The following is a 12,955-nucleotide window of genomic DNA, read 5'->3' as shown; positions in this document are numbered from 1 at the left end:
TGATTGAGCACCCTCTTATAACCTAATCTACTTGAAAATTCATCAAGTCATTCAGCCTGTTCTGAATTCGTATCTGGTGGTTGGTTAGCGCTTTGAGCTTCATCTGCTGCCAACAGCTCAGCAGCAGTGAGGCCTTCGGTGCTGTTGCCAAACCGCCATAGAACAGCCGCCGCTTCAGCACGGGTTACTCCCTTATCAGGCTGAAACAGGGTGGTATACCCCAGGGCTCGACGAATATTGGCAAATTCTCCATTACTGTGATCAGCCAGGATGGCTTTGAGAGCAGCGGGATCAACTTTACCAGCATCTTGAAATCCCCAAGCTTCTGTCACAGCCGCCGCAGTCGCCTCTGGCAGTGCAGAGCGGGTATCTAACGGCACCTTCCAAAGAATCAGATCCTTGCGGGTTAAAGGGGCGTTGGGTCGAAATTTTAGGGATGTCGTATTACCGTTCAGCGGGCTGGGGATAATACCCGCTTCAGCTAATCCCTGAATTGCCGAAAAATCAATGTTGGTCTTACCCACATCTTGAAAGGCGGGCTGAGCACTCTCGACCGCTGGACGAATTCTTTTGGTGCGCTGATCGCCGTAGAATCGATTGTTGGCGGCTAGCAGCCAACGGGCATACTCCCGCCGTGTAATGATTTGGTTGGGTAAAAACTCATTGGGATTGCGTTCAACATTGTCATCCGCATTGACATCGATCAGCAGCAGTACATCCAGAGCCACTAAGTCCTCAACGTACTGTTGCAGCTCCTCCGGTGCTTCGCCAATATCGGTGTAGCTCGCTTGGGTAAAGGTAGGCGTGACTGGCGTGTCAGACTCCGTTGCCTCAGCCTCAGCATTGGCCTCACCCTCAGACTGGTTAGCAGGCGCTGACTCAGCCTCCGTATCTGAAGCACCCACTGGCTCGTCGGTTGCAGGTTCTTCCTCAGTCGCAGATTCTTCCTCTAGTAAACGCGGATCGGGTTCCAGGTTTTGCTCCAGAGAATCCCCCAGCGGGCTGCCTGCACAACTGGCCAACAACAAGCACAGGGTAAATCCTAATAATTTGACAAAGCGAGGAGGGAGATACTGCATGCGCCTAAGCTCCATAGAAGCTGCGTTACCACGCTAGCGTATATCATCAACATGCAACTTTGCCGTCCCCGCTTTCCTTACTGTCATCTCACTACCGCCTGTTATGCCCCGTTCGATTATTATTGACTGCGATCCGGGAGTAGATGATGCGATCGCACTGCTACTTGCGATCGCCCAGCCATCAGCACTCAATATCCTTGGCATCACAACCGTTGCGGGCAATGTCCCCTTAAATTACACCAGTCAAAACGCCCTCAAGATTTGTGCCCTGACAAAGGTGGATATTCCAATTTACGCAGGTTGCCCTCGGCCCATCCTACGGCCCCTGTCCACTGCAGCCCATGTCCATGGAGCCACCGGTCTACAAGGAACAAAGCTACCTGAACCAAAGGCAACACTAATGGTGCAACACGCTGTTGCATTTTTAATCGACACTCTGCAACAGGCAACAGAACCCATTACCCTAGCCACCCTGGGGCCACTAACTAACATCGCCGTTGCCCTCATCCAAGCCCCTCAAATCACCCAGAAAATTGACCACATCATTGCCATGGGTGGTGCCATTACCCACGGCAATGTGACCCCTGCCGCCGAATTTAATATCTATGTCGATCCCCATGCAGCCCAGATTGTATTTGGTGCAGGCATTCCCATTAAACTGATTACCCTCGATACCACACATCAAGTCCTCACCACCTCTAAACATCTAGACGCTTTTAGACAACTCAATACCCCTGTTGGTATCGCCGCCGCCGACCTCCTGAGCCATTACGGCACCTCAGATATCGAACGTTACGGTATGCCTGGGGCCCCGCTCCACGATCCCTGTGTCATCGCCCATCTGCTACAACCAGAGCTATTTACTTTTAGACCCACTTACACCACTGTTGACACCATCAGCCCAGAAAATTTAGGACGCACCGTCATCGACTGGTGGGGACAAACAGACAAAACACCCAATGTAGAAGTAGCCGCCTCTGTGAATACACCAGGGATATACGAGCTACTCATCGAATCCTTAGGGACACTATAGCCCCGCTTGCCTAGTGTCCAGGGCATGGCGAGGGCAAGCACAAGGCCAGCCCCTACTCTATTGCCTACTCCCTTTCACCCCAATACCTGAACAAGTCCTTTACTTTACGGCACCAGCCAGCAACCATTGCTAAAATGCCATCAAGCCGCCCGGTAGAGTAATGACCTACACCACCCAGGAACTTATCGACATCCTCGATCAAGAACTCAAAGCCGCCTGGCGCGGAGAACGAGTCTTACTATCCACCGATGATCGCTTAGCTAACCCCGTCGTCTCTAAAGCTATTGGCGCTGACAAACTAAGTAAAGTCTTTGCCCTTAAAGATTTTCGCGATCAGATTCATCAGTACCAACGGGAACACAATGTATCTGGTCTCGTGTGGCATCCTTGCACATTCAAGGGCCAAACTATTCGGCTACCAGAAATTCATCCAAACCTAACGGCAATTCCAGCCGATAAAGCAACCCTAGCCGCTGCTAAAACGAGCATTATTGAATTCTGGCGTACCTCTAGTGAAGGGTTAAGGCTGTGGGCAGCCGGTCATGATCCTATAGAAATTGATGCCGCCACCGTTGAAAGCTATATCCAAGAAACGGAATGGGCCGATATTAGCGCCACTCGCAGTGAGCTATACCTGGGCCTCTGTTGGGGCAACCCTAAAGAATGCTACTGCGGCTGGGCCTATCCAGAATCTGGCTGTCATCGCATTATTGCCGCCACCGCCGAACCCAGCGCTATCAAGGTTTAAAGCAATAAGTTTAAAAGCCCTGATAAATCAACAAAAAGGGTAGAGAGCAATTGAACTCCCTACCCTTTCTCAAAGATTGATGACTTCTAGCCAATCAAACTTAATAGCGGTAGCTGCTGCCAGAACCGGGCTTGTGAACGATGAAGCTGAGAATTTGGCACTGCTTCACGTTGTCGAAACCAACTACGCGGATAAAGCAGTCAGGATACTCAGAACGGCACGCCTGAACTTCATCAAGTACTTCGCGAGTATTATTGGCGTTAAACAAAGGCAGCTTCCACATGGTCCAGTAGTAAGCCGTAGGATCAGAATCCTCGTTAAACTCAATGGCAGGGAAATAACCCTGCTCTAGAACGTACTGGATCTGACGCTCGATTTGAGCATCACTGAGGGGAGGCAAGTAGGAAAGCGTTTCGTAACGACGCTCTTTGGGCAGAGTTTTCATAATCTACTCGTAGTATCTGTTTACAACGTTGGTTAATCAGACTGGGATTCTCCATCAGCTGTATTACTGCGAAGCTCTTCTGAACTCATTTGAGTTATACGCTCTAAATGCTGTTTACGATGCTCGATATTTGCCTGCTGAATGCCGGTCAGCACCATTTCTGGCAGAAATTCAGTAACTTCTTCAGCCAGGTGCTGACGTACAGTCATTACCCGCATTGCTAGATCAGCCTGCTCCTGCATCAGTGCAGCGATAAAGGCTTCTCCATCTTGCAATCTATCTCGGGTGGCAAACTCGTTGAACCAGTAGGAGCGAGGTAAATTGGTCTCCCTCAATTGTCCCATGACTATGCGAACCGCTTGATAGGTGAGATAGCTTGTTAGCGTCTTAGCCGTATCTTTCGCAATTCGCTTTAAATCCATGGGTTAGCTCAATGCATCAAAGGCATTAAAGCAGCTTCAAACAGCCGATGCGGTAACCAGAGCAGCAGTTTTATATTAATGCTGGCATTGCTAAGGGATTAGCGATCGCATCAACTACTGCTCTAGCCTTAGCAATTAGAGAGTATCAACAGTGTCGAACTCGAACTTGATTTCCTTCCAAAGTTCGCAAGCTGCAGCCAGCTCAGGAGACCACTTAGCAGCTTCGCGAATGATGTCGCCACCTTCGCGAGCCAAGTTACGGCCTTCGTTACGAGCCTGAACACAAGCTTCAAGCGCAACACGGTTAGCAGTTGCACCAGGTGCGTTACCCCAGGGGTGACCCAGAGTACCACCACCAAACTGGAGTACGGAGTCGTCACCGAAGATTTCAACTAGAGCAGGCATATGCCATACGTGGATACCACCGGACGCTACTGCCATAACGCCGCCCATGGAAGCCCAGTCTTGGGTGAAGTAAACACCACGAGACTTGTCTTGCTCAACGTAGTTCTCACGTAGCAGGTCTACGAAACCAAGAGTACCAGCGCGGTCACCCTCAAGCTTACCAACCACAGTACCCGTGTGAATGTGGTCACCACCGGACATCCGCAAACACTTAGCTAGAACACGGAAATGAATACCATGGTTCTTCTGACGGTCGATTACGGCGTGCATTGCTCGGTGAATGTGCAACAGCAGACCATTATCGCGGCACCAGTGGGACAGAGTAGTGTTAGCTGTAAATCCACCAGTCAGGAAGTCGTGCATAACGATGGGCTGACCGAGTTCCTTTGCAAACTCAGCCCGCTTCAGCATCTCTTCGCAAGTACCAGCGGTTACGTTCAGGTAGTGACCCTTGATTTCGCCAGTTTCTGCTTGAGCCTTAGCGATGGCATCAGCACAGAACAAGAAGCGATCGCGCCAACGCTGGAAAGGCTGAGAGTTAATGTTCTCATCATCCTTAGTGAAGTCAAGACCACCACGCAAGCACTCATATACTGCACGGCCATAGTTCTTAGCAGATAGACCGAGCTTAGGCTTAATGGTGCAACCTAGTAGAGGACGACCATACTTATTCAGCTTGTCGCGCTCAACCTGAATACCGTGGGGAGGTCCCTGGAAAGTCTTGAGGTAAGCGACCGGAACGCGTAGGTCTTCCAGACGTAGAGCACGCAGGGCCTTAAAGCCAAATACGTTACCTACCAGAGAAGTTAACAGGTTAGTAACGGAACCTTCCTCAAACAGATCGAGAGGATAGGCAACATAGCAAATGTACTGGTTATCTTCACCAGGTACGGGCTCAATGTCATAGCAACGACCCTTATACCGATCCATGTCGGTTAAAAGGTCAGTCCACACAGTAGTCCAAGTACCTGTGGAAGATTCTGCAGCTACAGCAGCTGCACACTCTTCAGGAGGAACTCCAGGCTGAGGAGTCATCCGGAAAGCGGCCAAAATATCGGTATCTTTAGGCGTGTAGTCGGGGGTGTAATAGGTCAGCTTGTAATCCTTTACACCAGCGCTATAACCAGCCTTCGACTGCGTCGACGTCTGAGAGTAAGACATATCTCCCTTCCTGTGAATCAAACTAGATGGTTTAGAACTGTCGCAACGCCTAAAGGGGCAGTCTATCGAAGACCCACCAAACCACGTCCAAGTTGAAACCTGGCGCTTCCTCCACGACAAAACGTCAGTTCTAGACGTGGACAAGGTTTAGCTCCTGAGGCGGCTGAGTTCAAAAATGGTATCGAGCAGCAAAAACTGCCAGACAGCCAAATTGACTGTTCTCCTTATTTCCCTTAGGTAATGAGAAATACCTAATGCTTTAAGAATACTATCAGCGATCTGATAAGTAGCATTTTGGAAGTTCTGTATAGATTCATAACTTTTATTTATGAATCTACGTTCATTAGCATTAAGTTTTCAAAAGATGAGCCTGTTTATACAGAATGTGGCGATTTGAAAGCAGCACAGGCTTAGCACATAGCACCCTTTCTACAAAATTAATATTCCATGGATGTTGAGAAAGTCTTTTCTCTTCTAATAAAGTTTTTAGATTTACTAATGATTGGCGTACTCTAATTTAGATTGACATAATCCCCTGGGCAAGTTATTAAAGGCACCAGGCTATTTGCTGACGAGTATTGCAGCGCAAATGAATTGTTGGCTAACGGATTATTGGAGACGTCACTGTGGTTTCTGCTAAACACCTTATTCAAATGACCGTAGGTGCAACCCTCTTGGGGAGCATGGTTCTACCGGTTGGCGCTCAAGAATCAGACCGTACTCCTATCTATACCGATCCACCGCCAAGGGTCACCCCATTACCCTCAGATCGGCCTTCTCAAGTTAGTCCGCTAGCCACTAGTTTTCGAGTCGGAGCACTCCAGTCAGACTTCACGGGTAGCCTTTGGGTTGGCTCTCACCAAGGCCTAGCCCGCATTAATCCAGCTACAGGCGTGATTCAATCTCAGGTGAACGTGCCTAATCGGTTTATTGATGCGATGACCCAAGACAAAGTAGGTCGCATTTGGTTGGGTACTTACAACGGTATTGTTAGGGTCGATCCACGGATTAATCAAATTACCGCTCAGAACTTTCGCTTACCCTCCAATCGGGTGTTGGATATGGTGATTGATGACCGAGGTTTTTTGTGGGTGGGTACGGATCAAGGACTGGCGATGGTTAGCCCGGATCGGGGCCTGTTGATGACTACGCTACAAGAACTACCCGGTGTGAGCGCTAATGCTTTGAGTCTTGATCAATCAGGTCAGCTATGGGTGGGGACGCTCACAGGACTAGTCCGTGTAGATACAGCCAGCGCCTTTATTCTTAACCGCGTCTCTAATGTGCCGGGGAGTTCCATTCAAAGTATGGCGACTGGCCCCCAGGGTCAGCTGTGGGTGGGGACATCTCAGGGGCTATTTGTGTTTGATGCGAATACTGGCGCACTGCTGCGCTCTGTCACGCAAATGCGTGGCAGAAGTGTCACTGACATTACCTTTGATAATACGCAAAGCCTATGGGTTGGCACCGAGAATGGTTTGTTTAAGCTCAATCCTTACAATGGGGCAATTGTCAGCCAGGTGCCCAATTTACCGTCAAGTCATGTGCTGGCGATCGCAACTGATGTGAGCGACAAACTTTGGGTGGGCACGACAGAAGGGCTAGGCTGGGTCAGCCTGACGACTGGCCGAGCATCGACCCATGAAGCCTTTGCTAGTCAGAGGGTATTGCCAGAATAGGCGCTTGGTCTTGGCCAAATAGCACATCATAAAATTGTTCGTCCTAGCCTCGAAATGGTCTAGCTGTGGCCTAATTGTAGAAGGGATGGTTTAACCATCTATCGGCACCAGCCGACCAAACATGACGACAGTGTGATTAGCCATGACCATAACGGTTTCTCAGATAGCCCGTAGGAAAGACGAGGGGCCTGCCCTAGCCGCACTGACAGCTTGGGACTATCTTTCTGCGCAGCTTGTAGATGCAGCTGACGTGGACATTGCCTTAGTAGGTGACTCCCTCGCCATGCCAGTGTTGGGATACGACACGACAGTGCCACTAACCTTGGATGAAATCATCCATCATGCTAAAGCCGTACGCCGTGGCGTGTCTGAGGCATTCATGGTGGTGGATTTACCCTTTTTAAGCTATCAAATCAGCCCGGAACAGGCGTTAGCCAATGCCGGCAAAGTGATGAAAGAGACAGGGGCGCAAGCCGTCAAACTGGAGGGTGGTCAGCCAGCCATGGCGGCCACAGTGGCACGTTTGACCCAAATTGGGATTCCGGTTATGGGGCATGTTGGCCTGACACCTCAATCGGTGCACCAGTTTGGTGGATTTAGAAAACAGGGCAAAACAGCAGAAGACGCCGAGCGAATTTTGCAGGAGTCGCTGGCTCTGGAACGCGCCGGGGTATTTGCCATTGTGTTAGAGCATATTCCCCATGAGGTGGCTAAAACGATTACCCAAACCCTGGGTATCCCCACCATTGGCATTGGGGCCGGACCTCACTGCGATGGTCAAGTTCTGGTCACATCGGATCTATGGGGTCTGTCAGCCTGGCAGCCACCGTTTGCAAAACCCCTGGTAAATTTGCGATCGCAGGCCATTCAAGCCGTCCAACAATTCTGCGACCAAATCCACCAAACGCCCTAGACTAGTTAGTCATTGAGTTAGTCATTGACAAATTATTCAGCGGCTAATGAATACAGCTAAGCTAGCTGATGGAACCTGGTGGCATATTGCTTAGTCAACATGCAGAAGCTGGGAATGGGTAATTTGAGGTTTTGGCGCTTGGTTGTTTACTGTAGGCATGGCCTTCTGGGGCAGACTGGGTCAAAAGCACAAACTCAACCCTCATAATTCGCTTCCTCCAGACCTGCGCTATCTCTGGTGAATCTTTTATAAGTAACCTCTAAATTGACTCGCTATGGCTAAACTATCCGCTGAACTTCAGCGTTATTTTTTAGATGCCCCCTCGCTGACGCCCACCCCCCATGAAACCGCAGCAGCGGAAGTGGCAACATTAAACAATGAAGTCACCTTGAATGAGCTTCTCACCCTGGGTGGTGAACGGACATTCGGCTTTTTGTTTGTCTTATTATCGCTGCCATCAGCTCTGCCAGTGCCGGCACCGGGCTACTCAATTCCGTTTGGCATCGTCATGTTGCTGCTGGCCGTGCAGTTGATCATCGGTCGGGCCAAGCCATGGATGCCAGAGGGTTGGATGGCCAAGGGATTTGAGCGGTCTAAAGTCGCTGGGTTTATCACTAAAGGATTACCCTGGCTGCAAAAAATTGAGGCTATTTCCCGACCCAGGTTGTCTATCATTTGCACCAGCCCGGTGGGACGTTTCGTTTTGGGAATTGCGATCGCGCTCATGTCCATCTGCATGATGATTCCCATTCCAGGCACCAACACCCTGCCTGCCATCGGCATCTTTGTGATTGGCTTTGGTTTACTAGATGACGACGGTGCAATTAGCTTAGCAGGGCTGACAATCTGCACCCTGGCCTTCGGCTTGGTAGCATCCATCTTTATCCTGGGTGCTGAAGTCGTTGAGCAAGGAAAAGATTGGGTTAAAGGTCTATTGTTTGGCCAGTAGCTAAGAACAGCTATCGCATCAAAGATGAGGCAATCTCCTTGATTGCCTTCTAACATCTATCGTAGACCTACATCAATTCCGGAAACTCATACACCACCACACCTGAGTCAGGACGATTCGTAACATCTACATACCCAGACTTGACCATAGCCATAAGCTCAGTTTCAATCGTTTGAAATGATTGTCCAGTTTCCATCACGGCTTGAGTCACAGTAATCTGGCCACCGTGCAATCTGGCTAAACGCAACAGCTTTACCGACAGCGTATCTTTGCTCACTGTTGCAGCCACAACAGACTGCGGGTCAAACTCAGAAGGTTGATCACCAAATAACTTACGGTGACGTTGTTCAGCCATGTCAGGGATTAACAATAGATCCACTAGCTGACCAATCCCAAAAAATCCCCAGGTCACCATCCACAGAAGACCTGACGCAATTTTGCCATTGTAAATCCGGTGCAGCCCACCCACACCAAATACCCACCCTACCCACAGAAGATAGCTAGTGGTCTTTCGATTCTGAACTCGGTGGGAAGGCACTATAGCAGCCATGACTCAACCAGATTGGGGTGTATTTTTCTAGCTTACAAAAGGGAAACTGAGAGCGTCCATAAAGATTCAGTCGGGTTGACCGAACAACGGCAGCAAAAAAAGCGCAAATTTTGAGTTTTGTATCCTGAGTAAAAGCCACATTACTAGTTCATAGAGCCTATCCAGAGCAACAACTCAAAACAGGGCACTCAACGCTTACTCCTGTCGCAGCCTTTCTAAGAGTTCTCTCGCTTCTTCTTCACTCATACCTAAACGCTCACGGGAATGCTCCCAAAATCTCTCCCACCAGTCATCGGGTTGGGTATGCTCACCGTCATACTCAGTGGGTCGATCCTGGCGACCATCTAGTACCAAACTGCCCACATAGTCCGCATTGTCATAGACCTTTTGGATCTGTTCATGGATTTCGCGCATATCGTCAGCAGACACGACACCGTTACTGGTGGCCTTGTAAAACTGGACGGTAACACGAACAGGAAAATCAGGATCCCGCTCAATATCGAGATTATCGATTTCGGTAAAGGGGCCTTCAACTTCACCATGACCAATCACAGCCGCCTCTACATTACTACGGTACTGCACTGAGTCTATGGCGGCTGATTCAAGCATGACAGCATCTGCCATGGGTGCAGCCGGTAAAAATGGCTGCTTTTGCTTGAGAGGCACCTGAATTAGCATCACCATATTCAGCCCGGCTGATTCAGCTTCAGGATTAGCAGATTGTTGCTCGGATGGTTGGCTCACATCACTAGCGTCCGATTGAAAATCACTCAGGCGCTGACCCGTCAGGCTAGCACGTTCACCATTTTTGTTAAAAAACAAACGCTGCCCCCAGGTACGGCCAGCCGAGAATCCGTCTCGCTGATTATCGATAACAGTCACACTGGTCCCTTCACGGGTCACCAACAAGGTGAGGACAGCTGGATCACCAGGATAAGACTGGTAATTAAACAGGACAGGATTAAAAGTCGCCTCATTACCTTGAGGAATTGGCAAGAATGCCGCCTGAGCGCTAACCAGCACATGACTATCACGGTCTGCTAATAGGGAGGTTTCAGAACCTGCCCATGAACCTGGCTCACTGAGATAGTCGCGTAAATCTCCCAGAACTTCTTTAAGTGAGACCCGCTCTAGTTCATTACCTTGTTCATTACCCGTCAAAACATAAAATTGGTCGATCGGTACATCCCCAGTCAGATCCGCAAAATTGGGATAGCGAATTACAGGCATTAAATGTAGAGAGTAGTCGCCAGTATCAGGATCTTGTTGTTGGATCTGAATGGTCATATCACTGATATTGGGACCCACCGCAGAGTTGTCGTAGCGGCCGGTATCTTCCCAAGTGACATCCAGGATATCCAAACCCCAACGATCTGCCAGGGTTTGACTGGGCTGGTCATGGATCATTGAGCGCGTACGTTCGATTACTTGACGGTAGTCTTCAAATTGCTGACGGCGAACAATGCGAGGACTCTCCTCCAGTGATATAACTGGCACATTGGCTACTTCAGACGGATCGGAAGCTAAATTCGCCTCGGCCTGATGGGCCAGGCCCACGAGTGCCATTGCGCCCAATCCTAATAACCAACGCCGTGCAACCATTATTCGCTATCCTTTTGCTCGTCATGTCCAGCATATGAAGGGATACAAAAGTATTTGGCTGGGTTACAGAAAATGCAACGCCTTGTAGTGGTGAATACTTTGCCATATCTTGCAAAAGGTTACACCTCATCAAATGTCAATTGTTTAAGGTGAGCTAGGGAAACACTACGGATGAGGTTGTGTTGTTTGAGCAGCAGCTGAGTACCTTCAGTCATTTCCTCGACCAGGTAGCGATCTCATATCTAACGCTGCTGTCTGTTCATCTGCAGACCGTTGCCAATCTTCCAGATGACTCAGCCACCAATCGTCAGGGACACGACAAGGACGGTGATCAGGAGAATACAAAGGGAACGGGGCATCAGAGAAGAGGGAAGAGGGAAGAGGGAGACTGATTTAGCAGCTGGTTTAACAAAAGTTTGATTAGCCTCCGGACTTCTGGCTCCCTAGTTTAAGATCCGCTTCAATGTAAGTACAAATCCTGGCAAAATCTTCTCTCCTGATAATTTCCTGGGATTCTCCAATATCTCAACCACCTGACCCGGACGATAAATTTCTACTCGTTTATTTTTAGGATCAATCAGCCAGCCCAACTGTGAACCGTTTTCCATATATTCCTGCATCTTCTCTCGGAGATCTTTAAGACTATCTGTTTTAGAACGCAGTTCAACAACAAAGTCAGGGCATAAAGGAACAAAGCCCTCACGCTGTTCAGGAGTGAGCGCTTCCCATCGCTCTTTTCGGACCCAAGACGCATCCGGAGAACGATTTGCACCATTAGGCAGAGCAAATCCAGTAGATGAATCAAATGCCTTTCCGAGGGTATCATTTGCTTCAAACCAAACACTGAGTTGCCCGGTGATGCTGAGATTACGATGGCCGATTTCGCCACCAGTGGGTGGATTCACAATTAGGTGTCCTGTAGCAGTGCGTTCAAGCCTAAGATCCCGATTTGCAGCAACCAGAGCTGCAAATTGCTCACGGGTCACTTGTAAAGCAATTTCATCAGGGAGCTGGAGTAGAAGCGGTTGAGAAGGAGCCTGTACCATCAGAGTTCGCCTGGCTGCATCGGTCTATTATTCTAGCTTTTTTTAGAATTCGAAGGTTCAGCATTCAACTTGCCGCCCTCCACCCTCCGTCTTCCATCCTCCGTCATCCGCTCTCCCTCTTCCTTCCCACTCAGGCATGAACTCAGGCGACTTTTCACCTAACTCAGGTATGGCCTCAGGTAGGTAGTTGGCACGATGCAATTGTCAACTAACAAGGAGAAATACATGCAGGTTTATTTAGAACACCTTCATGCGGCTTGGAGGCTAGTTCAGCGGGGGAGTCCGGCGGCGGGGGTGGATGGCATTACGACCGATCTCTTTGCTGGGGTAGTTCATGAGCAACTGGGGCAGATGCAACGACAGCTAAGGCGTGAGTGCTATCGAGCAAGTCCGGCTAAGGGATTCTTTGTCTCTAAAAAGAATGGTGGGCAGCGGTTAATTGGGCTGTCTACAGTACGAGACCGGGTACGGAGCAGTGGATCGGGTGATGGCAGATTATGGCCAGCAGCCCACCTGGCAGAGGCCTGGGGTAAGCGACGGTATCACGAAGCGTTTATTGCCAAGTTGAGTGAGGCTGAGACCAAGGCAGCGGCAGTGCAGACCTGGCTGGCTTTTGCCGTGGAGTGTGGGTATAGGCGGATGAGGGATTGGCCCATAGTGACTGCTATGGCAGCATTTTAGCCGGAATTGGAGAGCTGATTGAGAACGCAGAGGCGTGGTTGGTAGAGATTCCTTGTTAGGAATAAGGATTTTATAGTATCCACATTTGCACAGGTAGGATAGCCTAAAAAATAGGTAGTTTCAGAGAACCAATGCTTGTGTCCTATTCTGCTGAAATCGAAGTCCAGATGCAGCGTTATTACCAGTCACTGTCAGAAAAAGATCGTCGTCGCTATGCGGGCATTGAAGCAGTCAAATTAGGT

Annotated in this window: 14 protein-coding genes; 7 read left to right on the top strand and 7 right to left on the bottom strand. The window is 49.5% G+C overall.

Features of this window, described 5'->3' with window-relative positions; all coding sequences use genetic code 11:
* Nucleotides 1-47: 47 nt before the first annotated feature.
* Nucleotides 48-1,079, bottom strand: coding sequence for an S-layer homology domain-containing protein (locus N836_RS59390; RefSeq protein ID WP_023074322.1), 1,032 nt, complete (start codon nucleotides 1,077-1,079; stop codon nucleotides 48-50).
* 103 nt (nucleotides 1,080-1,182) lie between these two features.
* Here N836_RS59390 and N836_RS59385 point away from each other — a divergent pair, with 103 nt between their 5' ends.
* Together N836_RS59385 and N836_RS59380 are read left to right on the top strand one after the other, a co-directional pair.
* Nucleotides 1,183-2,112, top strand: a complete 930-nt coding sequence (locus tag N836_RS59385; RefSeq protein ID WP_023074321.1) for a nucleoside hydrolase — start codon at nucleotides 1,183-1,185, stop codon at nucleotides 2,110-2,112.
* Nucleotides 2,113-2,272: 160 nt separating this feature from the next.
* The gene (locus tag N836_RS59380) at nucleotides 2,273-2,860 is read left to right on the top strand and encodes a hypothetical protein (RefSeq protein WP_023074320.1); all 588 of its coding nucleotides are present in this window, start codon (nucleotides 2,273-2,275) and stop codon (nucleotides 2,858-2,860) included.
* Between the two features lie 100 nt (nucleotides 2,861-2,960).
* Here N836_RS59380 and N836_RS59375 read toward each other — a convergent pair whose 3' ends face one another.
* The 3 genes from N836_RS59375 to N836_RS59365 all read right to left on the bottom strand — a co-directional run bounded on the left by N836_RS59375 (nucleotide 2,961) and on the right by N836_RS59365 (nucleotide 5,293).
* Complete coding sequence (locus N836_RS59375; RefSeq protein ID WP_023074319.1) at nucleotides 2,961-3,305, bottom strand: ribulose bisphosphate carboxylase small subunit; 345 nt, start codon at nucleotides 3,303-3,305, stop codon at nucleotides 2,961-2,963.
* A 32-nt stretch (nucleotides 3,306-3,337) separates the two neighbouring features.
* Entirely contained in the window at nucleotides 3,338-3,727 is a 390-nt protein-coding gene (gene rcbX, locus N836_RS59370) for a RuBisCO chaperone RbcX (protein WP_023074318.1), read from the bottom strand.
* 135 nt (nucleotides 3,728-3,862) lie between these two features.
* Nucleotides 3,863-5,293: a form I ribulose bisphosphate carboxylase large subunit gene (locus N836_RS59365; protein ID WP_023074317.1), complete on the bottom strand. Its 1,431-nt coding sequence runs from the start codon at nucleotides 5,291-5,293 to the stop codon at nucleotides 3,863-3,865.
* A 626-nt stretch (nucleotides 5,294-5,919) separates the two neighbouring features.
* Between N836_RS59365 and N836_RS59360 the strand changes: the two genes are divergently transcribed.
* The 3 genes from N836_RS59360 (at nucleotide 5,920) to N836_RS59350 (ending at nucleotide 8,834) form a co-directional block, all read left to right on the top strand.
* Nucleotides 5,920-6,972, top strand: coding sequence for a ligand-binding sensor domain-containing protein (locus N836_RS59360; RefSeq protein WP_036053912.1), 1,053 nt, complete (start codon nucleotides 5,920-5,922; stop codon nucleotides 6,970-6,972).
* Between the two features lie 142 nt (nucleotides 6,973-7,114).
* Nucleotides 7,115-7,885 carry a 3-methyl-2-oxobutanoate hydroxymethyltransferase gene (gene panB / locus N836_RS59355; RefSeq protein WP_023074315.1) on the top strand — a complete coding sequence of 257 codons (771 nt, stop codon included), beginning with the start codon at nucleotides 7,115-7,117 and terminating at the stop codon, nucleotides 7,883-7,885.
* A 274-nt stretch (nucleotides 7,886-8,159) separates the two neighbouring features.
* Nucleotides 8,160-8,834 (top strand): exopolysaccharide biosynthesis protein, encoded by a 675-nt coding sequence (locus N836_RS59350; RefSeq protein WP_023074314.1) that lies wholly within the window; start codon nucleotides 8,160-8,162, stop codon nucleotides 8,832-8,834.
* Between the two features lie 67 nt (nucleotides 8,835-8,901).
* Here the strand turns inward: N836_RS59350 and N836_RS59345 are convergent, their stop codons facing one another.
* Together N836_RS59345 and N836_RS59340 are read right to left on the bottom strand one after the other, a co-directional pair.
* Nucleotides 8,902-9,384: a TM2 domain-containing protein gene (locus N836_RS59345; protein ID WP_023074313.1), complete on the bottom strand. Its 483-nt coding sequence runs from the start codon at nucleotides 9,382-9,384 to the stop codon at nucleotides 8,902-8,904.
* A 195-nt stretch (nucleotides 9,385-9,579) separates the two neighbouring features.
* On the bottom strand, nucleotides 9,580-10,986 hold the full coding sequence (locus N836_RS59340) for a hypothetical protein (protein WP_023074312.1): 1,407 nt from the start codon (nucleotides 10,984-10,986) through the stop codon (nucleotides 9,580-9,582).
* Nucleotides 10,987-11,165: 179 nt separating this feature from the next.
* Between N836_RS59340 and N836_RS76640 the strand changes: the two genes are divergently transcribed.
* Complete coding sequence (locus N836_RS76640) at nucleotides 11,166-11,378, top strand: hypothetical protein (RefSeq protein ID WP_023074311.1); 213 nt, start codon at nucleotides 11,166-11,168, stop codon at nucleotides 11,376-11,378.
* 51 nt (nucleotides 11,379-11,429) lie between these two features.
* On the opposite strand, the gene N836_RS59330 is transcribed toward N836_RS76640, so the two are convergent.
* Nucleotides 11,430-12,032, bottom strand: coding sequence for a Uma2 family endonuclease (locus N836_RS59330; RefSeq protein ID WP_023074310.1), 603 nt, complete (start codon nucleotides 12,030-12,032; stop codon nucleotides 11,430-11,432).
* 225 nt (nucleotides 12,033-12,257) lie between these two features.
* On the opposite strand from N836_RS59330, the gene N836_RS59325 reads away from it, so the two are divergent.
* Nucleotides 12,258-12,713, top strand: coding sequence for a four helix bundle protein (locus tag N836_RS59325; RefSeq protein WP_023074309.1), 456 nt, complete (start codon nucleotides 12,258-12,260; stop codon nucleotides 12,711-12,713).
* Nucleotides 12,714-12,955: the final 242 nt, after the last annotated feature.

Origin of the sequence: Leptolyngbya sp. Heron Island J (assembly GCF_000482245.1) — a bacterium.
Taxonomy (GTDB): domain Bacteria; phylum Cyanobacteriota; class Cyanobacteriia; order Phormidesmidales; family Phormidesmidaceae; genus Leptothoe.
This window is presented reverse-complemented; position numbering and strand designations above follow the sequence as displayed.

Coding starts and splice junctions, on each gene's coding strand:
- N836_RS59330 (WP_023074310.1), bottom strand. CDS start 12,032: ATGGTACAGGCTCCTTCTCAACCGCTTCTACTCCAGCTCCCTGATGAA.
- N836_RS59350 (WP_023074314.1), top strand. CDS start 8,160: ATGGCTAAACTATCCGCTGAACTTCAGCGTTATTTTTTAGATGCCCCC.
- N836_RS59340 (WP_023074312.1), bottom strand. CDS start 10,986: ATGGTTGCACGGCGTTGGTTATTAGGATTGGGCGCAATGGCACTCGTG.
- N836_RS59375 (WP_023074319.1), bottom strand. CDS start 3,305: ATGAAAACTCTGCCCAAAGAGCGTCGTTACGAAACGCTTTCCTACTTG.
- panB (WP_023074315.1), top strand. CDS start 7,115: ATGACCATAACGGTTTCTCAGATAGCCCGTAGGAAAGACGAGGGGCCT.
- rcbX (WP_023074318.1), bottom strand. CDS start 3,727: ATGGATTTAAAGCGAATTGCGAAAGATACGGCTAAGACGCTAACAAGC.
- N836_RS59345 (WP_023074313.1), bottom strand. CDS start 9,384: ATGGCTGCTATAGTGCCTTCCCACCGAGTTCAGAATCGAAAGACCACT.
- N836_RS59380 (WP_023074320.1), top strand. CDS start 2,273: ATGACCTACACCACCCAGGAACTTATCGACATCCTCGATCAAGAACTC.
- N836_RS59365 (WP_023074317.1), bottom strand. CDS start 5,293: ATGTCTTACTCTCAGACGTCGACGCAGTCGAAGGCTGGTTATAGCGCT.
- N836_RS59325 (WP_023074309.1), top strand. CDS start 12,258: ATGCAGGTTTATTTAGAACACCTTCATGCGGCTTGGAGGCTAGTTCAG.
- N836_RS59390 (WP_023074322.1), bottom strand. CDS start 1,079: ATGCAGTATCTCCCTCCTCGCTTTGTCAAATTATTAGGATTTACCCTG.
- N836_RS59385 (WP_023074321.1), top strand. CDS start 1,183: ATGCCCCGTTCGATTATTATTGACTGCGATCCGGGAGTAGATGATGCG.